The organism is Paenibacillus sp. ACRRY, assembly GCF_022346995.1.
In the GTDB taxonomy this organism is placed as follows: Bacteria; Bacillota; Bacilli; order Paenibacillales; family Paenibacillaceae; genus Paenibacillus.
On the sequence record NZ_JAKRNM010000010.1, the window covers coordinates 13,537 to 35,966 of the forward strand.

The following is a 22,430-nucleotide window of genomic DNA, read 5'->3' on the forward strand; positions in this document are numbered from 1 at the left end:
CTGCATATTTTGCTGAACAATAAAAGCAAGATCGGCGAGCCCCAGCGGGTTCGCCGATTGTTGTTATTGTGAGCATTCTTGGCATGAAAGGTTAGCCAAGACATGTGTTTTTTGCTATGATGAGTAACGTAAGTATGGACAGGAGGAGTGGAATGTATGGCAAGACCCGTTGTGGCAATTGTCGGGCGACCGAACGTGGGTAAATCCACTATTTTTAATCGGATTATCGGCGACAGACTGGCCATTGTGGAAGACAAGCCGGGTATTACCCGTGACCGGATCTACGGAATCGGTGAATGGAACGGTAAACCATTCAGTATTATCGATACAGGTGGTATCGAAATCGACGGCGAGGATGTCATTCTTAAATCAATTCGGATGCAGGCAGAGCTCGCCATTGAAGAAGCGGATGTTATTGTATTCATGTGTGATGCAAAAGCAGGAATTACGCAATCTGACGAAGAAGTCGCAGAGATGTTGTACCGCTCAGGCAAGCCCATTGTTGTAGCCGTTAACAAAGTGGATAATATTGGGCGAAGTGAGCTCATTTACGAGTTTTACGGATTTGGATTTGGAGATCCCATCGGTGTATCCGGAAGTCATGGTACGGGTATTGGTGATTTGCTGGATGCAATCGTTGAAAAATTGCCTGAACTTGAAGAAGAGACATACGATGAAGACGTCATCCGCGTTGCTCTAATCGGACGTCCAAATGTAGGTAAATCTTCATTGGTAAATGCTATCTTGGGTGAGGAACGCGTTATCGTAAGCGATGTAGCCGGAACGACGCGCGATGCCATTGATACCCCGTTTGAAAAAGATGGGCAGCGTTACGTGCTGATTGATACGGCAGGTATGCGTAAACGCGGTAAAGTGTATGAAACTACCGAGAAATACAGTGTAATGCGTGCTATGCGTGCCATTGAACGTGCTGATGTCGTTTTGGTCGTTATTAACGGCGAGGAAGGCATCATTGAACAGGACAAGCATATTGCAGGTTATGCATTTGAAGCCGGTAAAGCTTCCCTGTTCGTTGTGAATAAGTGGGACGTGGTAGATAAAACGGATAAAACGATGAATGAGTTTGAGAAAAAAATTCGGGATCACTTCCTGTTTATGACTTATGCTCCCGTAGTCTTTTTGTCAGCCAAAACAAAACAACGCTTACAAAAATTGCTTCCTGTGGTAACTCGCGTAGCTCAGCAGCATGCTATGCGTGTTCAGACGCATTTGCTTAATGATGTCGTATCTGATGCTGTGGCTATTAATCCGCCGCCTACAGACAAAGGACGCAGAATGCGGATTAACTATGTGACACAGGTTGCTGTCAAACCACCGACCATGGTTATTTTTGTAAACGATCCGGAATTGATGCACTTCTCTTATGAACGTTACCTGGAGAATAAAATCCGCGGAGCGTTTGATTTTGAAGGTACGCCAATTCGCATATTTACTCGGAAGAAGTCCGACGAAGGTTAGGGGAGAAGTTTGTGATTTTACCAATCGCAGCGATTGTACTGAGCTATTTGCTCGGTTCAATCAGCTTTAGTGTCCTCCTTGCAAAGGCAATACGGGGGATCGACATTCGTCAGCATGGCAGCGGGAACGCAGGCGCTACCAATACATTGCGAATATTGGGTAAAGGACCGGCTATTCTTGTGCTGCTGTTGGATGTCCTTAAAGGTATTGCAGCTGTATGGATTGGAGTGTGGCTTAGTGACGGTTCCGAGTGGATTCCTGCAATTTGTGGTGTGGCTGCGATTGCAGGACATAACTGGCCGCTCTACTTCCGATTCCGTGGGGGAAAAGGAATTGCAACAGCAATTGGCGTACTCGCCACTCTTGCATTCGTTCCTGCAGTCTCTGCCGGATTTTTTGCAATCCTGTCCATCGTTTTGACACGTTACGTTTCACTGGGTTCTCTTATTTTTGTAGCACTAACACCAATCTTCATCCTAGTGTTCCCGGGATATTCCATGAATCTATTCTGGGGAAGTCTGATTATTTGTCTGTTTGCTTTTTGGAGACATCGCACAAACATTGCGAAGCTTGCCAGAGGACAGGAAAATAAATTAGGAGCCAATAAACCTGGGGGTGGAAAACGCGTTGTCTAAAAAAGTTGCCGTCCTGGTCGCAGGCAGTTGGGGGACCGCTCTCGCAAGTGTGCTGGCCGCCAATGGGCTGGAAGTGACGATGTGGACACGTGGTGAAGAGCAGGCCGCCGAAATTAACAACCAGCATCGGAACAGTCGTTTTCTTCCTGGTGCAGAGTTATCAACTCGCATTCAGGCAACGACTAATATGGGGGATGCCGTTCTAGGGGCTTCGGCCGTTTTAATTGTTGCACCTTCCTCAGCCATGCGTTCGGTAGTTAACCAACTCAAGGCGTATTATACGCCAGATATGTTAATAATCCATGCAACCAAGGGATTTGAAACGGAAAGCCTCAAACGGATGTCGACGGTGATCTCTGAGGAACTTGAATGCGAAGAAGGGCATATCGTTGTACTTTCGGGTCCGAGTCATGCGGAAGAAGTGGTCAAACGCTGTCCTACAACGGTGGTTGTGGCTTCACTGGACAAAGCTGCAGCAGATGCTGCTCAGGCCTTGTTCATGAATGCCTATTTCCGTGTGTATACGAATCGGGATATGCTTGGTGTGGAGCTGGCAGGTGCCTTCAAAAATATTATCGCACTTGGTGCAGGGATGTCAGATGGCCTGGACTTCGGAGATAATGCAAAAGCTGCTCTATTGACTCGTGGATTGGCAGAAATCACTCGGATTGGCGTGGAGATGGGAGCGAACCCGCTTACGTTTGCGGGGCTCGCCGGAATCGGCGATTTGGTCGTTACCGCGACAAGTCAACATAGCCGGAACTGGCGGGCCGGTTCCATGCTGGGACAAGGGCAAAAGCTGGAGGATGTGCTGAATTCCATGGGAATGGTCGTAGAAGGAATTCGTACGACAAAAGCAGCCTATTTTATTTCTCAGAAATACGGGGTGCAGATGCCGATTGCGGATCAACTATACCATGTTCTCTTTCAGGATCGTGAGCCGCGTGATGCGGTTGAGGCACTCATGGGCCGAGATCCCAAGACCGAAATGGAAGTTATGAAACTGGAAACATGGGAACAGTGGCACTCCTGATTCGCCATTGCTTCACTCACCAGAAATAAAGAAGCTCATTCACCTTTTCATTGGTACACTCATACTATACACATGAGTATTGCCGGAGGAGGGGAGACGAATGGGTAACAACATTTCTAAGGATGCACTGAAAGCGATCAACAAAAAAACGGGCAAAACAATTACAGAAGGTGCTGTCAAGAAATTGGCGAGCACAGTAAAACCGTCCACCATGCAGAATGAAGCTCAGTTGCGCCAATTGATTAAACAAGTATCCGCCATGGCGAAAGTTCCGGTATCTGAAGATACGGTTCAGGATATTGTAAGTGCGGTCAAAAAGAGCGGACTGAATCCAAACAGCATGGAATCATTAATGAAAATGATGATGAAAAAATAATAGATCGTTTTTGCTTCTACAAAAGTGAGTAAGCGAGACAAAAAGATGAGTCAGCTAAGGCTGGCTTTCTTTTTGTCTTTTTTTTGGAAAAGTCCTCTGAATTTCGTGTTATAATAATTTCAATTGTCACCGTGTCAGTGATGAATAACGGATTGAAGGGGAGACTGCTGGATTATGAGCGCAATGGACAAGATGTGGCTGTCATTGGTTGCAATTCTGATTATGGGATTGTCTGTATTCCTGATAACCTTCGCGAGAGCCAAAACCAAAGGCTTTGTACGAGGGATTCTGTCATTAATCGCGTTTCTGATTATGCTGATTGGTTTTTTCGGCGGAATTGCATCGCTCACTTGATCTTATTCTTGCCTGTAGCTTAACATCCGCATAAGTACACCATAGAACTGACACAATGAAAACGGATGAAGGGAAGGTGAGCCGGTTGGGACCACATGGAACAGAGGGCCTTACAGAGCGCTATCCGGAATTGCACGCTGCGTTGCTGGAAACGGCAAAAACCTGGAATACAGTACCTTATACTTGGCTTCTTGGGGGGAGCTGTGGATTGCTGTTGCAGCATGTCGAGTTGCAGCAGGCTCCTAGAGATATTGACGTCTACGCCGATCTGGCTGCTGCACATGGGCTTCATCATTCTGCCCCAGGAATTGCCCTGGATAAACCGGTGATAGATCGAACAGGGCCATACGCTTCATTGCTGAGTCATTATCAAGTCGGGGAGTGTGCGCTTGAACTCGTTGGCGGCTTTGAAGTATGGTCCAGGCAGAGCTGGTACCGGATTGAGATAGAACAACTGTTGATTCATCATGCGCCTCAGGCTCAAATTGGTTCTTACACGTTACGATTGATGCCCCTTGCTCATGAGTTGCTCTTTAATCTATTGAGAGGTCGAGCTGACCGTTATGAGGCTATTGCCGAAGCAATCCGGAAGGATCCACAGCTTCATCAACCCTTACTGGCTTCATTGGGTAAGCATAATGTGTGGACAAGCCGATTCTCCGCTGAGGTAGAAGAGTTGGTCGGTTTTACATGGACTTCATAGGTGGGAGGCAAGAAGATGGAGCACACGATTACATTTTTACCGCAAAATAAGAGCATTCGCCTAAAAGCGGGAGTGAACCTGCTCAGTGCCGCACGTCGTGCAGGAGTGAAAATTTCAACCCGTTGCGATGGAAAAGCCGCTTGTTTAATGTGCAAGGTCAAAGTAGATGGTGATCAGTCACAGTCTCTGCACCCTCCTACAGATGCTGAACAAAGGAAACTGGGTTCCCTGCTGGAAGCAGGAACTCGTCTTGCTTGTCAGGCCAAGGTGAGGGGATCAGTGTCTGTTCATGTTCCGGAAGATCCACTCAAAGCTGCAATACGTAAGCAGTTGGAACGGCAGCAGCAGGAGGATGACGATTGGTTCTGAAACTAACCTGAATGATTGGTGCTCGATTGGAATGGGTCTTCTCGTTGGACTCTTCAGATTCAAGGAGGATGCAGATGAACGCAAACAAAGATAGGCTCTTCATTAGTTCGGGGTGGAGGTACGGGATCCAGGGAGTCCGCTGTCTTCTGTTAATTTTAATGGTTGTTACAGTAAGTGGTTGCATGTATCCGTCCCAGAGTAACGATGACCCCAAAATAGCATACAGGGAGAGTGTGAATCGGATACAGAGTGCTGTAGAAGCCTTTCAGAAGGATCAGGGGATTCTGCCCATGATTAATGCGGATATGGATACACCCAAATATGAAAAATTCAGGGTGGATCTGCCGAAACTGAAACAGCAAGGTTATCTGGACGAAATTCCGGGTACTGCTTTCGAAAGTGGTGGGAGCGCTTACTTCCTTATTCAAAATGAAGAGACTTCACCCACTGTAAAAGTAATGGACTTGCAGACAGTACAGAAGGTCAATGATGTACAGCGCATGGTTAATCAGTATAAATCAGTACATAATGGCAAACTGCCTGCCGGGGAAGAATTGTACACCGGTCTCTACGCTGTAGATATGGAACAAGCCGCTCAGGCAGGTGCTCCTGAGGTTACGCTGAATAGCGTCTATTCCGGTCAGGAGTTACCATTTATGATGGACGGTGAAGGCAATGTGTATGTTGATTATGCCTTCGATATCATGCAAGCGGTGGAAAAATCGGATCGTTCTCCTGTGGATGGAGATGATGTGCGCGAGTATTTGCTGGAGCACTCCTATTTCGTTCCGGTAAAATCGGTTAGTTATACGTGGCAGAAGAATGCCCCAGTTGCACAAGACGAACCATAGATGAAATGCACCAAAAAAAGAGATACTCCGCATCAAGGGGTATCTCTTTTTGTTGATGCATTAAGTTCTCAGGAGCTTCAAAGAACCGGAGTAGGTAATACGTCAGACCTCAACGTTGTAGTTCAACTCAAGTTCATCTCCGGGCAATCCACGGATGCCCCAGTGTGCACGTGGTGTCTCGAAAATGGTGATCTCCAAATCATGGACAGACAACAGGAATTTTTCATGTATTTGTTTATATAGTTGCTGGATTAAATCTTTCTTTGTTTCCATAGATCTTCCTTCGAACATGCTGATTTCAACAATGGTGTATGCTGCTGATCGATCTGGCGGGTACTGAAAGTCCTCCGCATCCAAGGGGAAGTAACGCTGGAATTTTTTGTTCTCTGGCAGTCCCAGGACATCCATCAGAACGGAATGAATTACGTTAGAAAGCTGTTCTTTCATTGGATTTAACTGCTCACGTATACCGAAAACTTTAATCTGTGCCATACTCATCTCACCTTTCTCATCTCGTTTTGGATCTACCTTAGCTCGGCTCTAAAAATGTGTTTCCTTCACAGTATACCTCTAACTCTAACTGTCCGACACCTCAAATAGAAATGAATGAAACCAGCATAAATGCAATCGGGCGTTCATAAAGTAGATTGAAATAATGACGCGCAGTCCGAGAGCGGGGCTACTTCCCGGAGTTAAAGGCCTGAGAAAAAAACAAAAAAAACGCGTCATATTGCTGCATACGGATACATAAGATGATACTAGTCCAATTGCATGTACGAGTTAACGCCGCTTTCGCCGGTTTCATCAGAATGCAACGTTCGGCGGCGGACGACTTCCGGGCACTCACAAAGGCGGCTCTACCGTTGCAGGGATTTCAGTCTTCTGATTGAAAAAACGAAGCGGATGCTCTTTAGCATTTTTCCTTCGGAGTAATTTAGGGAGGGGATTTCATTGGAGAAAGTGGACATTTTTAAGGACATAGCTGAGCGGACCGGAGGGGATATCTATCTCGGGGTTGTCGGCGCAGTCCGGACGGGGAAATCAACATTTATTAAACGATTCATGGAAACGATCGTACTGCCAAACATCGCAAGCGAGGCTGATCGTGCCCGTGCAGTGGATGAACTTCCACAGAGTGCAGCAGGCAAAACGATTATGACCACCGAGCCGAAATTCGTACCGAATAATGCGGTTCAGATCAAGGTAGCCGAGGGTTTGGATGTCAATGTCCGCCTCGTGGATTGTGTAGGGTATGCAGTTGAGGGAGCCAAGGGATACGAGGATGAGAATGGACCACGCATGATCTCCACGCCTTGGTTCGAAGAGCCAATCCCGTTCCAGGAAGCAGCGGAGATTGGTACACGCAAAGTCATTCAGGAGCATTCCACACTGGGTGTTGTGGTTACCACAGACGGCACGATTGCCGAGATCGCCCGTAGTTCCTACGTGGAATCCGAAGAACGAGTCATTGCCGAACTGAAAGAGGTTGGCAAACCGTTCGTGCTGATCATCAACTCTACCCGTCCTCGCAGTGAAGAAGCTCTTCAATTGCGAAGTGAATTGGCAGCTAAATATGATATTCCAGTAATGACATTAAGCGCAGCCACAATGACGGAAGACGATGTAACAGGTGTGCTGCGTGAAGTCCTGTATGAGTTCCCTGTACATGAGGTTAATGTGAATCTGCCGAGCTGGGTTATGGTCCTGAATGAAACCCACTGGCTGCGGAATAACTACGAAAATTCCGTGCGCGACACGGTGAAAGACATTCGCAGACTGCGTGACGTGGACCGGGTTGTGTCCCAGTTCATGGAGTATGAGTTCATTGACCGCGCAGGACTTAGCGGTATGAATATGGGTCAGGGTGTGGCCGAGATTGATCTGTACGCTCCTGATGAATTATACGATCAGATCCTCGTGGAAGTGGTCGGCATTGAAATCAGAGGCAAGGATCATCTACTGCAGCTGATGCAGGAATTCTCTCATGCCAAGCGGGAATATGATCGCTTCGCTGAAGCCTTGGAGATGGTCAAAACGACCGGGTACGGCATTGCGGCACCTTCGCTTGCTGAGATGGCACTGGATGAACCCGAGCTCATTCGTCAAGGCACCAAATTCGGTGTACGTTTGAAAGCGACCGCACCTTCCATCCACATGATCCGGGTCGATGTAGAGTCCGAGTTCGCACCGATTATCGGTACGGAGAAGCAAAGTGAGGAACTGGTGAGGTACCTGATGCAGGACTTCGAGAACGATCCAATCAAGGTATGGGATTCAGACATGTTTGGTCGTTCGCTGCATTCCATTGTGCGCGAAGGGATTCAGGGCAAGATCGCCATGATGCCGGACAATGCAAGGTACAAATTGCAGGAGACATTGGGACGTATCATCAACGAAGGCTCAGGCGGCTTGATTGCCATCATTCTGTAAAACAAAAGACCACAAGGCTATCCTTGTGGTCTTTTTGCTGTATGATTTTAGTTTCTTATATATGGTACTACTGGATGTATACTACATATTTCTTGAAAAACTTAGCGAGTTTTAGCTTTAAATTGTTAAAACCCATTTACATACTAGGGATTAGCCGTTATATTAATATTCAACTATTGTGATCAAGGTCACTGAGAGTGCACGAATAGGGGGAGACAGAGATGAAAAAGAAAGATACGAAATGGGTATGGTTGAGTGTTCTGCTTGTATTTACATTGGCACTGTCCGCTTGCGGGATCAAAAAAGAACCAGCGGCAACTCCAGCTTCCGGAACATCAGAGGACAAGCCCAAGACTGAGGCAGTAACGGGCCCGCTCAGTGGTAAACGAATTGCCCTCATCATGGAATTTAACACGGGTACATTCTCACAGCAGTATGTGCAAGGCGTAAAAGAGGAAATTGAAAAATTCGGCGGTGAGCTAACTACATTTGTTGCTGATAATGATAAAGCCAAAATGGTTTCTTTGCTGGACAGCGCAATTAACCAGAAGTTCGATGCAATCTTGACAGACCACGGGGACTCGCTTCTGGAACCGGGTGTGAAAAAAGCGATAGAACAAAACATTCCGGTAGTAGTCTTCGATGCAGCCATCCAAGTACCGGGGGCAACCGTACTGTCCCAGGACGACCAGAAGATGGCGGAACTTACATTGGAACAAATGAAAAAGGATATTAATGGCCAAGGAAATATCGTGAAAGTATGGGTGGCCGGGTTCGCTCCTATGGAACGTCGCCAGATTGCATACGGCGAATTCATGAAAGAGAATACGGACATCAAGGAAATTGCCACTTTTGGTTCAGCACAAAACCCGGCTCTGGATACACAAGCCAAAATGGAAGCTATTTTGAAACAATATCCGAAAGGCGAAATTACGGCTGTGTGGGCTGCTTGGGATGAGTTTGCCAAAGGGGCTGCGCGCGCAATCCAGCAAGCAGGTCGTGACGAAATTAAAGTTTATGGTATCGATATGAGTGATGAAGATTTGCAAATGATTCAGGATCCGAAAAATCCTTGGATTGCTTCCGCAGCGGTAGACCCAACAGACATTGGACGTGTTCAGGTACGTTACGCTTATCAGAAACTGAACGGCGATGAGACTGAAGATCAGGTGGTACTCAATCCAGTTTATGTTCAACGCGAAGCACTGCCTGAGACACAAATCTCTACTTCCGAATTGTCCCAATATGTTGATGGTTGGGGAGGTAGTACACAGGGCATCAAGGATTGGATGGCGGAATACGGAATCACTGCTAAATAAAGCAGCGTTAGAAGGCGCGCCGCAAGGTGCGCTTTTTTCGCAGGCAGATATGTAAAACAACAGATCGTAAGGATAGCTTGACTCCCTGGAGGAGGATTGGAGGTCTACATCATGACAACTGCACCGATTTTGCTTGAAATGGAACATATTCATAAGCAGTTTGCTGGCGTTCCTGCGCTAAAAGACGTTGATTTTTCTGTAAAAGGTGGAGAGATCCATGCGCTGCTTGGCGCTAATGGAGCAGGAAAAAGTACCTTGATGAAAATTCTGTCGGGTGCCTACCAACTGGATCAGGGCCAGATTCGTTTAAATGATCAGCATTTACGTCTAAATTCACCAGGCGACGCTAAGGCAAACGGGATTCACTGTGTCTATCAGGAGGTCGATGCTGCACTGGTACCGCAGCTGACGGCTGCTGAGAACATTATGCTGGACCAGCTGGCTTCTCCAGATGGTGGATGGTGGAAAAGCCCGCGTAAGCTCCAGCAACGTGCTCTTGAGGCACTCAAAGAATTAGGAGCAGACATTGCAGTTCAGAAAAAGGTAGCGGATCTTACACTTGCAGAGAAACAGATGATTCTGCTGGCGCGTATCCTGATTCAGGATGCCAAGGTGATTATATTTGATGAACCGACTGCTCCGCTGAGCCAGGAAGAAACAGACGCCTTTTTCCGGATTGTTCATCTGTTAAAAGAACGGGGAGTAGCTTGCATTTTTATAACCCACCGGCTTACTGAGGTGACTGGACATTGTGATCGAGTGACCGTCATGAGAGACGGACAGCATGTATTTACGGGTGAGGCGCGTGGACTAACTGTAAATGATCTGGTCACACAGATGCTGGGCAAGCCATTCGAAGAGGAATTTCCGAAGACGGAAGCACCAATTGGCGAGGTAATCTTTGAAGCGCGTGGATTGCACCGGGGGATTAAGGTCAAGGGGGTTGATTTGTCTGTACGCCGTGGTGAGGTCCTGGCCGTTGTCGGTCTGGTCGGTGCGGGCAAAACGGAATGTTCCCGTCTTCTGATTGGAGCAGACCAGCTGGAGAAAGGGGATATTCGCTTGAACGAAAAACCACTTCGCTTCTCTCAGCCCGCGGATGCCGCAGCTTCAGGCATTGTTTCCGTACCCGAAGAACGTCGCAAGCAGGGGATTCTCATTCAGGAAAATGTGGAACGAAATCTGAGTTTGCCCTTGCTCGGACGTCTTAGTACATTCGGATTCGTGAGTCGCAAAAAAGAGCTAGAAAACGCGGAATCACTGGTTCAACAGCTGGGCATTAAAACATCTTCGGTACGCCAGGAAGTAAAGTATCTGAGCGGAGGTAACCAGCAGAAAGTAGCTATTGGTAAATGGCTGAATGCGGACGCTGATGTTTTTATATTTGATGAACCTACCAAGGGCGTGGATATTGGAGCCAAAAGTGACATCTTCCGTATCATTAACGAACTGGCTTTGGCAGGCAAGGCGGTCATCTATTTCACATGTGAGCTGGACGAGGGGCTCGGTATAGGAGACCGCATTGCAGTGATGTGTGAAGGGAAAATCGTAAAAGAATTCAAGCGTGGCGAGACTAACCAAGAACAGCTGCTATTCTACGCAAGCGGTGGACAAGAGGTGCAGGTATGAAGGACAAATCAATGGATTTTGCGTTCCGTTACGGGGCGATTATCGTTATTATCGGTGTTATTGCTTTTTTTGGCATCAAATTGCCTTACTTTTTTACCTATAGTAATCTGACTGACATTCTGGGATCGATATCGATTGTGACTTTTGTTGCCATTGGTGTAACGTTATCTCTCATTGTGGACGGTTTCGATCTCTCGGTGGGGGCTACCGTATCATTGACGACTGTTGTAACCGCCTCGTTAATGATCTGGTATCAGCAGCCACTCACTGTTGTCATTATTGTTCCGCTGGTGATCGGAGCAGTCATTGGTCTCCTGAATGCCTTGCTGATTGTAAAACTGCGCATTCCTGATCTGCTCGCCACGCTGGCGACCATGTACATTATCGGAGGTATTCACAAAACATACGCGCAAGGGTATACCATTTATAATCATATGCAATTTCCAGATGGCAGCAAGGCAGCCGGAGAGATGGATCCTACGTTCTTGCTGATTGGTCAGGGAAAATGGCTTGGCATGCCTATATCGGTTATCCTTCTTCTCGTTGCAGTCATTGGTGTTCATATCTTTTTGACGTATACGAAATACGGACGCCAGATGTACGTTACAGGGGGCAATGAAGAAGCGGCGCGTTTGTCCGGAATCAAGGTGAAAAAGGTGCGGACGCTTGCTTATGTGGCTGCTGGCGTGTTTGCTGCAATAGGGGGCATTATCTACGCCTCTAAGGTGGGATCTGGACAAATCGATGCAGGATCTCCGTTGTTAATGGAATCCGTGGCAGCTGTGTTTGTAGGGTTCTCTGTCTTCGGTGCGGGTAAACCAAATGTTATCGGAACCTTCATTGGATCGGTCCTGATTGGTGTGCTCGTGAATGGTTTAACCATGATGAATGTTCAGTATTTTACTCATGACATTGTAAAAGGTGGCGTCCTCGTGCTTGCCTTGGCAGTGACATTTTACGTGCTAAACCGCAACCGCACTTGAAATTGTGGGCTGTCTGTATTAGTATAAAATTTGTTCCGCGTCTGGAACGCGCTTGGTTTCAGGCGACATTCTGCCGGAAATGACTGTTGACCGCAGGCGGAGAATTGTGTTCATCACGCTCAAGATGTACGTAGATTTTTTGCGTATGAACGTATATTTCGCTTTAAAACGGAAACACAGTATAACATTCAGGACATTGATTCAGGAGGTGAAAACAAATGAACAAATCAGACTTGATTACACACGTGTCTGAAGCGACTGAATTGTCCAAAAAGGATGTAACGAAAGCGGTTGATGCCGTATTCGAAGCAATCTCTGAGGCTCTTCAAAGCGGAGACAAAGTACAATTGGTTGGTTTTGGGAACTTCGAAGTTCGCGAGCGTTCTGCACGCAAAGGACGTAACCCGCAAACAGGTGAAGAAATCGAAATTCCTGCGAGCAAAATTCCTGCATTCAAACCAGGTAAAGCGCTCAAAGACGGAATTAAATAAGATTTCTACATATTCCATATGTCAAAGAAAGGACCGTGACTCGTTCACGGCCTTTTCTTTTGTCTTCTAACGATGTGCCTCGCTACTTTCTGTGACCTCAGGGTCGTCCGGTTGTTTGCTGTAGGCGATCAATATCAGATCTTCTCCTGCTGATTCCGAAAGGTGCTGTTCAATGTCCTGTAGCTGATGAATATGCTCGTCTGTCAAGGTTGCAGGGGTGTACTTCATGCAGAGGCTCCTTTCTATGGGATGTATCCTGTAGTATGACCCGGTTTCCATAGATTGTTGCAGCTTTACAAGCAAAACTCAGTTGACAAATGAATCAATCTTAATCATCATTAACGCTATTGAACAATTAGGAGAGGGGACGTTACGTAATGGACCATCCAACCGGCAGTGACTACATTGTCATTAAGGCAGAGGAAAACGGAGTTCAGGTCATTGGTTTGACGCGAGGGCAGGACACGCGTTTTCATCATACAGAGAAGCTGGACAAAGGTGAAGTCATGATTGCTCAGTTTACGAATCATACTTCCGCGATCAAAATCCGCGGCAAGGCTACCATGATTACAAAGCATGGCCAAATAGAATCAGAATAAAAGATGAGTTCTGAGTTTGTTGCATCAGAGCTAAACATCGTTTTACGAAAATCCCTGCTTTTTCACGAAGTGGATTTGGTAGAGCCTATACTTTCGGTATGAATGAAAAATTGCAGGCATAGCCTGCTTTTTTTCATTGTACAATGAGGTATGAGCCTTTACCGGACAGACTACACTAACATGTAAAGGCAGGGGGGCATTTATGAAACCGCGAATGATCGTGACGGCTTCGCTGCTGGCAACGGTTGCAGCAGTTTTCCTGTTGGTTGCTGTGCAAACCTTACATATGCGAACATTGGGCGGAGAACGGGTACAGCCGGTATCTGCAGCTGAGCAAAAGCAGGAACTGTCTGACGAGAATTTGGTGGACGTGCTAAGTTCCATGCATTTAACTACACCTATTGCAAAAGTGGAGTGGAAGCAGTCCATTTTGAAGCTGGATCTGAAGGTGACAGGTACCGGAACAAGTTACACCGAAATCTATGACAATATGGCAACGGTGGCTGAACTTGGATTTCACGGTCTTGATAACGTAGAGCAAATACTGCTTCGTGTCATGGCAGAAGATGAGTGGCTGCACAAAAGGCATCTGCTGCTTGCTGCTGATATTCGAAGAAATGAGTGGCCAACAGATGCAATTGATGCGCTGCGAAATTGGAAAAGCCCTGTCATATCGGGTGAAATAAAAGAATGGTTTCACATTATGGAGACTGATCTGTGGAAGAAGCAATTCGAATTGTTGAACGAAGGTTAATAGAATAGCAGGATTCAGTGCGTGTCTGTTCAACATATGCTATAATATATAAGATTGTAGTGCAGAAATGGTTTAACAATGCAAAGGCTCGGAGGCTGAGAATGAATTCATATCGCGTACCCCAACTAGCAAAAAAATATACGGATTACGACATGATTCGACAACATACGGAAATACCACCGTTTCCGGATAGCCGGGCTCGTCTGCTGCAGGCGTTTGTGGGCCGTACAGATGAAAAGGAGCATGATGAGCTCTATGCTCTTGCTACCTCGCTCGTTCAGCTGGCCATGGATACGCATGATCGAATCGATACGATCTCCGGGGATCGAAAAGAGCAGGAGATGCGCTCACGACAGTTGAACGTTCTTGCCGGTGATTACTTGAGCAGTCGTTTTTATCAACTTCTTGCCCATGCTGGTCGTATTGAGATGATCGGCAAGCTCAGCGGTGCCGTATCTGAAGTCAACGTGCGCAAGATGACACTGTATGATCGGATGAAAAAGCTTCTCGTTTCGGCTGAAGAATACTTGCGTGAAACGGTACAGCTGAAGATGCAGCTGTTTCTTTCTTTTGCGGACATGATTGGATCAAAGGAACAGAAGCTATGGGAGAGTCTTCTTGCTGAATTCAGCTTGTGCGAGACCGTTGTGGAAGAGCTGCAGCGGATGAATGACCAGAAGAAATTCAGCCATAGTTATGCTTTCTGGCATATATACGAGCAAGGTACAGGCGACGAACGGAACTTGATTGGCCAGCCGGAGCCAGATATGCGGTCATGTGGCGCTATGGTAGTCAAGTATCAAATTGATGGGCTTCTGCTGGACAGGCTTCGTGAAAGTATAAACCGCATTAAGCTGTTGCTGCAGGAAGAACAAGACCAGCGGGGTTTAGCTGAGTTGCATGCCATCTTGGAAACCTATTTGGGTTATCTGGAGCCTTCACACGCAGCAGTAAGGGAAGATTGAGGGGGAGACAAATGGGGAGCGCAGAAACGAAACCGAAAGAAGAGTTCGTCCATTCGGTGTTTCAGAGTATAGCCGGAAAATATGATGTGATGAATGATATCCTGAGTTTCCGCAGGCATAAAGCTTGGCGCAAATTCACAATGAAGAAAATGAACATGTCCAAAGGGGATACAGGATTAGATTTGTGCTGCGGTACCTGTGACTGGACGCTTGCGATGGCAGAGGCAAGTGAAACGGGTCACATGCATGGACTGGACTTTAGCAGCAATATGCTTGAAGTTGGGCAGAACAAGGTTAATGCCGTAAACAGACAAAAGCAGATTACGCTTGTTCAGGGGAATGCCATGTCACTTCCCTTTGAAGATAATTCATTTGATTATGTTACCATTGGGTTTGGCCTTCGTAACGTTCCTGATCTGAGACAGGTTTTGTCCGAAATGAAGCGTGTAGTGAAACCAGGTGGCATGGTAGTGTGTCTGGAATTGTCCAAGCCGACATGGCAACCGTTTAAAGGTATTTATTATTTTTATTTTGAACAAGTACTGCCGAGGCTTGCCAAATTGTTCGCCAAACGTTATGAGCAGTACAAGTGGCTGCCTGATTCACTGGCATTATTTCCGGGAAGGAAGGAACTGGCTACCATTTTCGAAGAAACCGGATTGAAGCAAGTGCAGGCCTATCCTCTGACCGGAGGCATCGCGGCATTGCATATTGGAACCAAGGAGAATCAGCATGTTTAGGAAAATTCGCATCTTTTTAGAAATGATCAAGATTGAACATACGCTTTTTGCTTTACCCTTTGCGTTTATGGGTGCCATTCTCGGCTCTATGGTTGTGAACGGAACGTTCCCAACCTGGATGCAGATTATGTGGGTGCTGCTGGCCATGGTTGGTGCACGGAGTGCAGCATTTGGACTCAATCGGATGATTGACCAAGCGATCGACGGCAAAAATCCACGGACAGCTATGCGCGCCATCCCAGCGGGCCTGCTCAAAAATGGCGAGGTTGTTATCTTTATTATTGTTTCATTTATACTGTTATTCTGGGCTTCATCCAATCTTAATGTGTTATCGATGCAATTACTGCCAATCGCAGTGTTTATGCTGGTATTGTATTCATACACCAAACGATTCACTTGGCTCTGCCATGTTGTTCTAGGAATGACTATTGGCCTTGCTCCACTTGGAGGCTGGGTTGCTGTTACGGGGTCCATGGATTGGACAGCCATTGTGCTGTACGTTACGATTGTGTTCTGGACCGCGGGCTTTGATATTATTTATGCATGTCAGGACCTGGAGTTCGACCAAGATGAGGGGCTTCATTCCATTCCTTCCCGTTTCGGACTTATTAAATCGTTGAATATTGCTAAGTCCTTCCACATTATTACAGCCATCGGATTTTTGGCGCTTCTGTTGATGACGGATCTGAGCTGGTGGTATGGTGCAGGCATGCTGATTACATATGGTATTCTTTTCTATGAGCACTATATTGTATCGCCTAACGATATGAGTCGTGTACAGACGGCTTTCTTTACCATGAATAGTGTTTTGAGTCTGGTCGTATTTACCTTTACTTTGATAGACCTGGCGGTGAAATAAACATGCAGCAGCTGGACAATAAACGACTTGTTGTCGGAATTACCGGAGCCAGCGGAAGTATTTATGGCATAAGACTTATTGAAACGCTGCTCGGCATGGACTTCACTGTTCATCTGGTGATATCTAATGCCGGCTGGCGGGTTTTAAAAGAAGAAATGGATTGGGATGTTACGAATCGTGAAGGTGTGCTGGAAGAGAAATTCGGCGGCCTCGGCGGTTCGCTGGTCTATCATCCCGTTAGTGATATAGGGGCTTCGATTGCAAGCGGATCTTACCTGGCCGATGGCATGATAATCATGCCATGCTCCATGGGAACACTTTCCTCCATCGCACAGGGGGCGTCAGATAATCTGATGTCTCGTGCTGCGGATGTCATGATGAAGGAGGCAAGGCCGCTAATTTTGGTGCCACGGGAGACGCCGCTGCATGCGATCCATCTGGAGAATATGCTCAAGCTATCTCGCTTGGGTGTTCGAATGATTCCGGCCATGCCGGCTTTTTATCACAAACCTCAGACGATGGAAGAGTTGATTTTGTTTTTGGTAGGTAAAGTGCTGGATAGTTTGCGTATACAGCATCAACTGTTTGCAAGATGGGGAGAACCGGATCAACGGGGCTAGCAGTTTTTTCTATAACTGATTTAACTTAATATGCAGGATATAATCGGCTCGCCCCCGGTATCCCGGGGTATTGGTGAGCGCTGATGGTAGAGTTTTGGTGAAACCACAGCCTTGACCCATGCTCCGGCAACTTCTGATTTGTTTCAGAACAAGTCGAAGAGTTTAATTCCCGGATGTCAGTCATGACATTCGAGGAAGTAGTACGACTTAGAGAACACAAGCAGGAACGGCAAGCCCTGGTTTTTCGTTATGCCTGCAGGCCCGACTTGCTGGAGGGGAAGGTAAGCATGGATTTTTGGACTGATAATACGCTGACACGGGTGAACGAATGAAACTATTGGATATTTTCGGGTTGTTAAAAAAAGACATGGATTACATTGAAAAAGAACTGTATCGCAGTGTGCAGGGAGATCAGAAACTGCTAAGTGAAACTTCACTTCATCTGCTCAAAGCCGGCGGGAAGCGTTTGCGTCCGGTATTTGTACTGCTCGGCGGTAAATATGGTACATATGATATTGAACGCCTGAAGTTGATTGCGGTACCGCTGGAATTGATTCATTCCGCTTCGCTGGTACATGACGATGTTATTGACAATGCAGAGACGCGGAGAGGCAAACCTACGGTGAAGTCCAAATGGGACAACCGGATTGCCATGTACACCGGGGATTATATCTATGGAAAAGCACTTCAGATGACAGCTGGCCTGTCCGATCCGGACATCCATCGTATTCTGGCGAAGGCGATGGTGCAGATGTCTATCGGTGAGATGGAACAGATTCGTGACTTTTTCAATACAGGGCAGAGTGTTCGCAATTACTTGCTGCGGATTCGTCGCAAAACGGCGCTGCTGATTGCGGTCAGCTGCCAGCTTGGAGCTCTGGCTACACGCGCACCAAAACATGTTTCTTCGCTCCTTTATACTTACGGATATAATGTGGGCATGGCCTTCCAGATTCAGGATGACGTGCTTGATCTGGTGGGAACGGAGAAACAATTGGGCAAGCCTCCAGGTAGTGATATGAAACAGGGCAATATTACGCTGCCAGTTCTGTACGCTCTGCAGGAACGTGATCTTCGTGAGCCGCTGCTTAACGAGATTTCACGTGTTCAGCGTGAAGATGGACGGGCAAGTGCTTCGGATGCGATTGGAATGATTCGCCAAAGTCAAGGAATCGCTAAAGCTGAAGCACTGGCTGACCGATATATGAAGAAAGCGCTCGATGCTCTGGATCAGCTGCCCAATATCAAAACAAGCAAAAATTTGCGCGATATTGCACATTTTGTTGTCAAACGTACTCATTAAAGTGCATTGATATGATCCTGCTGCTTATTGCCCCGGTTTACTCCAAAGACATAGATGTGAGATTCCTCATTGGGAGGAAATGGACATGTATGTTACAATCAAAGTGATTGCGTCTACATAATGAACTAACTTTGAACCGTGAGTGAGGAGTGAGCGTATGGATCGTACATTTTTGATGGTGAAGCCGGATGGTGTGCAGCGTGGTTTGATTGGGCGTATCGTTAGCCGTCTGGAAGACAAGGGGTTTAAAATGGTGGCTGGGAAACTGGTTCAGATGACAGAGGATCAGGCCAAGCGCCATTATGCGGAACATGAAGGAAAGCCGTTTTTTGATGATCTGGTGCAGTTTATCACATCCGGGCCTGTATTTGCCATGGTCTGGGAAGGTGATGACATTGTGGCACTTGCGCGGATCGTCATCGGCAAAACCAATGTAAAGGAAGCAGCTCCCGGTACCATCCGCGGAGACTTTGCTAGCCACACACCGCACAACCTGATTCATGGAGCTGATTCACCGGAGTCTGCCTCTCGTGAAGCAGCAAACTTCTTTACTTCTGATGAATTGGTGACGTACGACAAGAGCATCGCAGCCTGGTTGTAATTTATTAGCCAGAAGGGTGATACGATGCTGGAGCAGGAACAACTAGACCCGGATTATGCCGGTTTTATTCGGAAAATCAAAGAGAGCACAGGCATTGATCTTGCTCAATACAAGGAAGGCCAGATGAAAAGACGGCTGACCACACTTCGAAACAAAAACGGGTTTCATACATTTTCTAATTTTTTTGATGCCATGCAGAAGGATAAGTCGCTGTTTTACGAATTTCTTGATCGGATGACGATTAACGTTTCGGAATTTTGGCGAAATCCTAACCGCTGGGAAGTGCTCCGTGACGAGATCCTTCCTGAATTGATTGGTCCAAAGCGCCGAGTAAAGGTATGGAGTGCAGCTTGTTCAACTGGCGAAGAGCCCTATACACTTGCAATGATTTTGGATACGATGGGAATTCTTAAGGACAGTTCCATTACGGCGAGTGATCTGGACGAAGGTGCACTGGCTAAAGCCAAGGAAGGGCGTTACATGGAGCGTTCGCTCAAGGATGTCCCAAAAGAGACAGCCAGTCGTTATTTTAAACAGGACGGGTTAGTTTATCGAATCGATGACAAGCTCAAAAGCTCAATCAAGTTTATGAAACAGAATCTGCTGCTGGATCGATTCGATGATGGGTATGATCTGATTGTGTGCCGGAATGTGATGATCTATTTTACCGAGGAAGCCAAAAATCTGTTGTATCATAAATTTGCAGCAAGTTTACGGCCAGGCGGCATTTTATTCGTAGGCAGCACAGAACAGATCTTCTCACCTGGACAATACGGTCTGGAGACAGCGGAAACGTTCTTCTATCGCAAAAAATAAATAATATTAACGGATTGGATGACCGTCTGGATCACACACGAACATGTGTCCAGGCGGTTTTTTGTATTTTCTGGTAAAGAAGAGCGTAATTTCAGCTCCGAATTATGTCAGCACAAGCTGACCAAAACTTCGTTTTTGGGCAGGAAACGACGGGCTTTCTTGTCAAAGCGGGTCAGCTATACTATAATGAGCAAAGAAATTATGGGATTTTAGCAATGTGCAGTTTAACAGTTTAAAGGGGGAACGTATTATGAGTTTACGTTATTTAACCGCAGGGGAAACGCACGGACCCCAATTGACCGCAATTATTGAAGGATTGCCAAGCAATCTGAATATTGATTTTGAGGAACTGAACTTCCAGCTCCACCGTAGACAAAAAGGATATGGCCGTGGACGCCGGATGCAGATTGAGAAGGATCAGGCCAATTTTGTGGGTGGCATCCGTCACGGATATACAACTGGAGCTCCGGTAGCTCTGGTCGTTCAAAATAATGACTGGAAACACTGGCAGAACATTATGAATATTGAGCCTATCGAAGGCAGTGATGAAGAGAAACGCCGCGTTCACCGTCCTCGTCCTGGACATGCGGATCTGAACGGCGGACTCAAATATAACCTGAAAGACCTACGCAACGTTCTGGAGCGCTCCAGTGCGCGTGAAACAACGGTACGTGTAGCTTGTGGAGCGATCGCTCGTCAATTCCTGGCTGAGTTTGGCATTAAGGTAGCGGGGCGTGTACTGCGTATCGGAGAGATCGAGGCTCCTTACCAGGACCTGCCTATCGATGAGCTGATTGAAGTAACTGAAGCTTCCTCGGTTCGAGTAACCGATGCAGAGACGGAGAAGAAGATGGAAGCCTATATTGATCAGATCAAGCAGGAAGGCGACTCCATCGGGGGAATCGTGGAATGCATTATTGAAGGTGTACCTGTCGGTCTCGGAAGCCATGTGCAATATGATCGCAAACTGGATGCACGGATTGCTCAGGGTGTCATGTCCATTAATGCCTTTAAAGGTGTGGAAATCGGTATTGGATTCGAAGCTGGAACGATTCGCGGCTCCCAGGTACATGATGAGATTCTTCACACGGAAGAACGGGGTTACCACCGGGCAACCAATCGTTTGGGTGGATTTGAAGGCGGTATGACCAACGGAATGCCGGTCGTGGTTCGTGGGGTAATGAAACCAATTCCGACACTCTACAAACCGCTTCAAAGCATTGATATTGATACCAAAGAAGCTTTCACTGCCCAAGTCGAACGTTCAGATGCATGTGCCGTTCCAGCAGCAAGCGTAGTTATGGAACATGTGGTGGCATGGGAGATTGCCAAGGCATTTCTTGAGAAGTTCGGCGGGGATTCCATGGAGGAAATTCGCGCGAACTACAACAACTATAATGCTCAATTGGAGAACTACTAATATGCGTCAGCTGACAGTTCAGTTGGAGGAACGCTCATATCCCATTCTGATTGGCAGTGGTCTGCTCGTTGAGGCACCTCGTTTCTTTGAACAATATGGTTTGACCAAAAAAAGTCCGCTGCTCATTATTACAGATGAGAATGTGGCTCCCAAGTACTTGGCAGGTCTTGAACAGACCCTCCGGGCGGCTGACTATACAGTCGTCTCGGCAGTGGTTCCTTCGGGAGAGACATCCAAATCCCTATCGGTTTACCAAGACATGATGACAGTTGCAATTGAGGGTAAACTGGATCGCAGTTCCGCTATTATTGCGTTAGGCGGAGGCGTTGTAGGAGATCTGGCTGGATTCGTGGCTGCTACATATATGCGTGGAATCAAGTTTGTACAAGTACCGACAACAATTCTCGCCCATGACAGTAGTGTTGGTGGTAAAGTAGCCGTTAACCATCCGCTGGCCAAAAATATGATTGGTGCATTCCATCAGCCTGAGCTTGTGCTCTATGATGTGGATACACTTCAATCCTTGCCGCCGCGCGATGTTTCAGCGGGATTATCGGAAATGCTGAAGCACGGACTGATTCGTGACGAAGCGTTTGCACATTGGTGTGAAGAGCATGCGGGAGAGTTGCTCGCGCTTGATCCTGAAGCGCTCGGATACGGACTGGAACGCGGATGTGGCATCAAAGCTGAAATTGTGTCACGTGATGAGCGGGAAAACGGCGAGCGTGCACTTTTGAATTTGGGCCATACCATTGGTCATGCAATTGAGGCGATTGCTGGATATGGGGAGTTTTTGCATGGTGAGGCCATCTCTATCGGGATGGCCGGGTCGGCTTTGCTGGGCGAGAAGCTTGGTGCACCTGCAGGTCTATATGACGATACGGTGCGTATGCTCCGTTCCCTGCGCTTACCAGTCACAATGCCGAAACATCTGGATACGGATGCGTTGATGGATGCCATGATGCATGACAAGAAATTCCGTGAAGGACATATGGTTTTTATTATTCCGGATCGGATTGGAGCAGCGAGAATTGTGAAAGACGTGCCCGTATCGGCAGTTCGGGATGTCATTGAATTGCTTAAGAAAGGAGCAGAATAACG

The 22,430-nt window shown here is 47.0% G+C and carries 27 protein-coding genes; 25 read left to right on the forward strand and 2 right to left on the reverse strand.

Annotated elements, in window-relative coordinates; all coding sequences use genetic code 11:
• Positions 1 to 156: 156 nt before the first annotated feature.
• From der to MH144_RS24780, 8 genes are all read left to right on the forward strand, one after another.
• Positions 157 to 1,479, forward strand: coding sequence for a ribosome biogenesis GTPase Der (gene der, locus MH144_RS24745; RefSeq protein WP_239304986.1), 1,323 nt, complete (start codon positions 157 to 159; stop codon positions 1,477 to 1,479).
• Between the two features lie 11 nt (positions 1,480 to 1,490).
• A complete protein-coding gene (plsY, locus tag MH144_RS24750; protein WP_239304987.1) occupies positions 1,491 to 2,114 on the forward strand; it encodes a glycerol-3-phosphate 1-O-acyltransferase PlsY in 624 nt (207 codons plus the stop codon).
• Positions 2,107 to 3,147: an NAD(P)H-dependent glycerol-3-phosphate dehydrogenase gene (locus MH144_RS24755; protein ID WP_239304988.1), complete on the forward strand. Its 1,041-nt coding sequence runs from the start codon at positions 2,107 to 2,109 to the stop codon at positions 3,145 to 3,147. The genes plsY and MH144_RS24755 overlap by 8 nt, the downstream gene beginning before the upstream one ends.
• A 100-nt stretch (positions 3,148 to 3,247) precedes the next feature.
• Positions 3,248 to 3,523 (forward strand): stage VI sporulation protein F, encoded by a 276-nt coding sequence (locus MH144_RS24760; RefSeq protein WP_056696692.1) that lies wholly within the window; start codon positions 3,248 to 3,250, stop codon positions 3,521 to 3,523.
• Positions 3,524 to 3,697: 174 nt separating this feature from the next.
• The gene (locus MH144_RS24765; RefSeq protein WP_095292896.1) at positions 3,698 to 3,877 is read left to right on the forward strand and encodes a DUF2768 family protein; all 180 of its coding nucleotides are present in this window, start codon (positions 3,698 to 3,700) and stop codon (positions 3,875 to 3,877) included.
• A gap of 55 nt (positions 3,878 to 3,932) precedes the next feature.
• Positions 3,933 to 4,580 (forward strand): hypothetical protein, encoded by a 648-nt coding sequence (locus MH144_RS24770; protein ID WP_239304989.1) that lies wholly within the window; start codon positions 3,933 to 3,935, stop codon positions 4,578 to 4,580.
• A gap of 15 nt (positions 4,581 to 4,595) precedes the next feature.
• On the forward strand, positions 4,596 to 4,949 hold the full coding sequence (locus tag MH144_RS24775; protein ID WP_239304990.1) for a 2Fe-2S iron-sulfur cluster-binding protein: 354 nt from the start codon (positions 4,596 to 4,598) through the stop codon (positions 4,947 to 4,949).
• A 74-nt stretch (positions 4,950 to 5,023) separates the two neighbouring features.
• A complete protein-coding gene (locus MH144_RS24780; RefSeq protein WP_343226113.1) occupies positions 5,024 to 5,800 on the forward strand; it encodes a hypothetical protein in 777 nt (258 codons plus the stop codon).
• 102 nt (positions 5,801 to 5,902) lie between these two features.
• On the opposite strand, the gene MH144_RS24785 is transcribed toward MH144_RS24780, so the two are convergent.
• Positions 5,903 to 6,292, reverse strand: coding sequence for a tautomerase family protein (locus MH144_RS24785; RefSeq protein WP_239304991.1), 390 nt, complete (start codon positions 6,290 to 6,292; stop codon positions 5,903 to 5,905).
• 459 nt (positions 6,293 to 6,751) lie between these two features.
• On the opposite strand from MH144_RS24785, the gene spoIVA reads away from it, so the two are divergent.
• The 5 genes from spoIVA (at position 6,752) to MH144_RS24810 (ending at position 12,652) form a co-directional block, all read left to right on the forward strand.
• Positions 6,752 to 8,230: a stage IV sporulation protein A gene (spoIVA, locus tag MH144_RS24790; protein WP_127540262.1), complete on the forward strand. Its 1,479-nt coding sequence runs from the start codon at positions 6,752 to 6,754 to the stop codon at positions 8,228 to 8,230.
• A gap of 221 nt (positions 8,231 to 8,451) precedes the next feature.
• Positions 8,452 to 9,549, forward strand: coding sequence for a sugar ABC transporter substrate-binding protein (locus tag MH144_RS24795; protein WP_239304992.1), 1,098 nt, complete (start codon positions 8,452 to 8,454; stop codon positions 9,547 to 9,549).
• 111 nt (positions 9,550 to 9,660) lie between these two features.
• Complete coding sequence (locus tag MH144_RS24800) at positions 9,661 to 11,178, forward strand: sugar ABC transporter ATP-binding protein (RefSeq protein WP_239304993.1); 1,518 nt, start codon at positions 9,661 to 9,663, stop codon at positions 11,176 to 11,178.
• Positions 11,175 to 12,161: an ABC transporter permease gene (locus MH144_RS24805; RefSeq protein WP_239304994.1), complete on the forward strand. Its 987-nt coding sequence runs from the start codon at positions 11,175 to 11,177 to the stop codon at positions 12,159 to 12,161. The genes MH144_RS24800 and MH144_RS24805 overlap by 4 nt, the downstream gene beginning before the upstream one ends.
• 218 nt (positions 12,162 to 12,379) lie before the next feature.
• Positions 12,380 to 12,652, forward strand: coding sequence for an HU family DNA-binding protein (locus MH144_RS24810; protein ID WP_024630670.1), 273 nt, complete (start codon positions 12,380 to 12,382; stop codon positions 12,650 to 12,652).
• Positions 12,653 to 12,718: 66 nt separating this feature from the next.
• On the opposite strand, the gene MH144_RS24815 is transcribed toward MH144_RS24810, so the two are convergent.
• A complete protein-coding gene (locus MH144_RS24815) occupies positions 12,719 to 12,880 on the reverse strand; it encodes a hypothetical protein (RefSeq protein ID WP_239304995.1) in 162 nt (53 codons plus the stop codon).
• Positions 12,881 to 13,029: 149 nt separating this feature from the next.
• Between MH144_RS24815 and mtrB the strand changes: the two genes are divergently transcribed.
• The 12 genes from mtrB to aroB all read left to right on the forward strand — a co-directional run bounded on the left by mtrB (position 13,030) and on the right by aroB (position 22,428).
• Complete coding sequence (gene mtrB, locus MH144_RS24820) at positions 13,030 to 13,251, forward strand: trp RNA-binding attenuation protein MtrB (RefSeq protein WP_095292880.1); 222 nt, start codon at positions 13,030 to 13,032, stop codon at positions 13,249 to 13,251.
• Between the two features lie 202 nt (positions 13,252 to 13,453).
• Positions 13,454 to 14,005 (forward strand): hypothetical protein, encoded by a 552-nt coding sequence (locus MH144_RS24825; RefSeq protein ID WP_239304996.1) that lies wholly within the window; start codon positions 13,454 to 13,456, stop codon positions 14,003 to 14,005.
• Between the two features lie 101 nt (positions 14,006 to 14,106).
• The gene (locus tag MH144_RS24830) at positions 14,107 to 14,970 is read left to right on the forward strand and encodes a heptaprenyl diphosphate synthase component 1 (protein ID WP_239304997.1); all 864 of its coding nucleotides are present in this window, start codon (positions 14,107 to 14,109) and stop codon (positions 14,968 to 14,970) included.
• An 11-nt stretch (positions 14,971 to 14,981) separates the two neighbouring features.
• A complete protein-coding gene (locus tag MH144_RS24835; protein ID WP_239304998.1) occupies positions 14,982 to 15,710 on the forward strand; it encodes a demethylmenaquinone methyltransferase in 729 nt (242 codons plus the stop codon).
• On the forward strand, positions 15,703 to 16,569 hold the full coding sequence (locus MH144_RS24840; protein WP_239304999.1) for a UbiA-like polyprenyltransferase: 867 nt from the start codon (positions 15,703 to 15,705) through the stop codon (positions 16,567 to 16,569). Before MH144_RS24835 ends, MH144_RS24840 begins: the two co-directional genes overlap by 8 nt.
• 2 nt (positions 16,570 to 16,571) lie before the next feature.
• Positions 16,572 to 17,189 carry a UbiX family flavin prenyltransferase gene (locus MH144_RS24845; protein ID WP_239305000.1) on the forward strand — a complete coding sequence of 206 codons (618 nt, stop codon included), beginning with the start codon at positions 16,572 to 16,574 and terminating at the stop codon, positions 17,187 to 17,189.
• 182 nt (positions 17,190 to 17,371) lie between these two features.
• Complete coding sequence (locus MH144_RS24850) at positions 17,372 to 17,521, forward strand: hypothetical protein (protein ID WP_239305001.1); 150 nt, start codon at positions 17,372 to 17,374, stop codon at positions 17,519 to 17,521.
• Positions 17,518 to 18,492 carry a polyprenyl synthetase family protein gene (locus MH144_RS24855; RefSeq protein ID WP_095292868.1) on the forward strand — a complete coding sequence of 325 codons (975 nt, stop codon included), beginning with the start codon at positions 17,518 to 17,520 and terminating at the stop codon, positions 18,490 to 18,492. Before MH144_RS24850 ends, MH144_RS24855 begins: the two co-directional genes overlap by 4 nt.
• A gap of 157 nt (positions 18,493 to 18,649) precedes the next feature.
• On the forward strand, positions 18,650 to 19,093 hold the full coding sequence (ndk, locus tag MH144_RS24860; RefSeq protein ID WP_239305002.1) for a nucleoside-diphosphate kinase: 444 nt from the start codon (positions 18,650 to 18,652) through the stop codon (positions 19,091 to 19,093).
• A 24-nt stretch (positions 19,094 to 19,117) separates the two neighbouring features.
• Positions 19,118 to 19,909, forward strand: a complete 792-nt coding sequence (locus MH144_RS24865) for a CheR family methyltransferase (RefSeq protein WP_095361928.1) — start codon at positions 19,118 to 19,120, stop codon at positions 19,907 to 19,909.
• 250 nt (positions 19,910 to 20,159) lie between these two features.
• A complete protein-coding gene (aroC, locus tag MH144_RS24870; protein WP_239305003.1) occupies positions 20,160 to 21,329 on the forward strand; it encodes a chorismate synthase in 1,170 nt (389 codons plus the stop codon).
• Position 21,330: 1 nt separating this feature from the next.
• Positions 21,331 to 22,428: a 3-dehydroquinate synthase gene (aroB, locus tag MH144_RS24875; protein ID WP_239305004.1), complete on the forward strand. Its 1,098-nt coding sequence runs from the start codon at positions 21,331 to 21,333 to the stop codon at positions 22,426 to 22,428.
• Positions 22,429 to 22,430: the final 2 nt, after the last annotated feature.

What these genes read in the sequence shown, in the direction of transcription:
- MH144_RS24810 (WP_024630670.1), top strand. Translation starts at nt 12,380, where the DNA reads ATGAACAAATCAGACTTGATTACACACGTGTCTGAAGCGACTGAATTG.
- MH144_RS24855 (WP_095292868.1), top strand. Translation starts at nt 17,518, where the DNA reads ATGAAACTATTGGATATTTTCGGGTTGTTAAAAAAAGACATGGATTAC.
- aroC (WP_239305003.1), top strand. Translation starts at nt 20,160, where the DNA reads ATGAGTTTACGTTATTTAACCGCAGGGGAAACGCACGGACCCCAATTG.
- MH144_RS24800 (WP_239304993.1), top strand. Translation starts at nt 9,661, where the DNA reads ATGACAACTGCACCGATTTTGCTTGAAATGGAACATATTCATAAGCAG.
- MH144_RS24865 (WP_095361928.1), top strand. Translation starts at nt 19,118, where the DNA reads ATGCTGGAGCAGGAACAACTAGACCCGGATTATGCCGGTTTTATTCGG.
- MH144_RS24780 (WP_343226113.1), top strand. Translation starts at nt 5,024, where the DNA reads ATGAACGCAAACAAAGATAGGCTCTTCATTAGTTCGGGGTGGAGGTAC.
- MH144_RS24805 (WP_239304994.1), top strand. Translation starts at nt 11,175, where the DNA reads ATGAAGGACAAATCAATGGATTTTGCGTTCCGTTACGGGGCGATTATC.
- MH144_RS24840 (WP_239304999.1), top strand. Translation starts at nt 15,703, where the DNA reads ATGTTTAGGAAAATTCGCATCTTTTTAGAAATGATCAAGATTGAACAT.
- MH144_RS24775 (WP_239304990.1), top strand. Translation starts at nt 4,596, where the DNA reads ATGGAGCACACGATTACATTTTTACCGCAAAATAAGAGCATTCGCCTA.
- MH144_RS24815 (WP_239304995.1), bottom strand. Translation starts at nt 12,880, where the DNA reads ATGAAGTACACCCCTGCAACCTTGACAGACGAGCATATTCATCAGCTA.
- ndk (WP_239305002.1), top strand. Translation starts at nt 18,650, where the DNA reads ATGGATCGTACATTTTTGATGGTGAAGCCGGATGGTGTGCAGCGTGGT.
- MH144_RS24770 (WP_239304989.1), top strand. Translation starts at nt 3,933, where the DNA reads ATGAAAACGGATGAAGGGAAGGTGAGCCGGTTGGGACCACATGGAACA.
- MH144_RS24830 (WP_239304997.1), top strand. Translation starts at nt 14,107, where the DNA reads ATGAATTCATATCGCGTACCCCAACTAGCAAAAAAATATACGGATTAC.
- MH144_RS24760 (WP_056696692.1), top strand. Translation starts at nt 3,248, where the DNA reads ATGGGTAACAACATTTCTAAGGATGCACTGAAAGCGATCAACAAAAAA.
- MH144_RS24835 (WP_239304998.1), top strand. Translation starts at nt 14,982, where the DNA reads ATGGGGAGCGCAGAAACGAAACCGAAAGAAGAGTTCGTCCATTCGGTG.
- MH144_RS24850 (WP_239305001.1), top strand. Translation starts at nt 17,372, where the DNA reads ATGACATTCGAGGAAGTAGTACGACTTAGAGAACACAAGCAGGAACGG.
- MH144_RS24785 (WP_239304991.1), bottom strand. Translation starts at nt 6,292, where the DNA reads ATGGCACAGATTAAAGTTTTCGGTATACGTGAGCAGTTAAATCCAATG.
- der (WP_239304986.1), top strand. Translation starts at nt 157, where the DNA reads ATGGCAAGACCCGTTGTGGCAATTGTCGGGCGACCGAACGTGGGTAAA.
- mtrB (WP_095292880.1), top strand. Translation starts at nt 13,030, where the DNA reads ATGGACCATCCAACCGGCAGTGACTACATTGTCATTAAGGCAGAGGAA.
- MH144_RS24845 (WP_239305000.1), top strand. Translation starts at nt 16,572, where the DNA reads ATGCAGCAGCTGGACAATAAACGACTTGTTGTCGGAATTACCGGAGCC.
- MH144_RS24765 (WP_095292896.1), top strand. Translation starts at nt 3,698, where the DNA reads ATGAGCGCAATGGACAAGATGTGGCTGTCATTGGTTGCAATTCTGATT.
- MH144_RS24795 (WP_239304992.1), top strand. Translation starts at nt 8,452, where the DNA reads ATGAAAAAGAAAGATACGAAATGGGTATGGTTGAGTGTTCTGCTTGTA.
- MH144_RS24825 (WP_239304996.1), top strand. Translation starts at nt 13,454, where the DNA reads ATGAAACCGCGAATGATCGTGACGGCTTCGCTGCTGGCAACGGTTGCA.
- aroB (WP_239305004.1), top strand. Translation starts at nt 21,331, where the DNA reads ATGCGTCAGCTGACAGTTCAGTTGGAGGAACGCTCATATCCCATTCTG.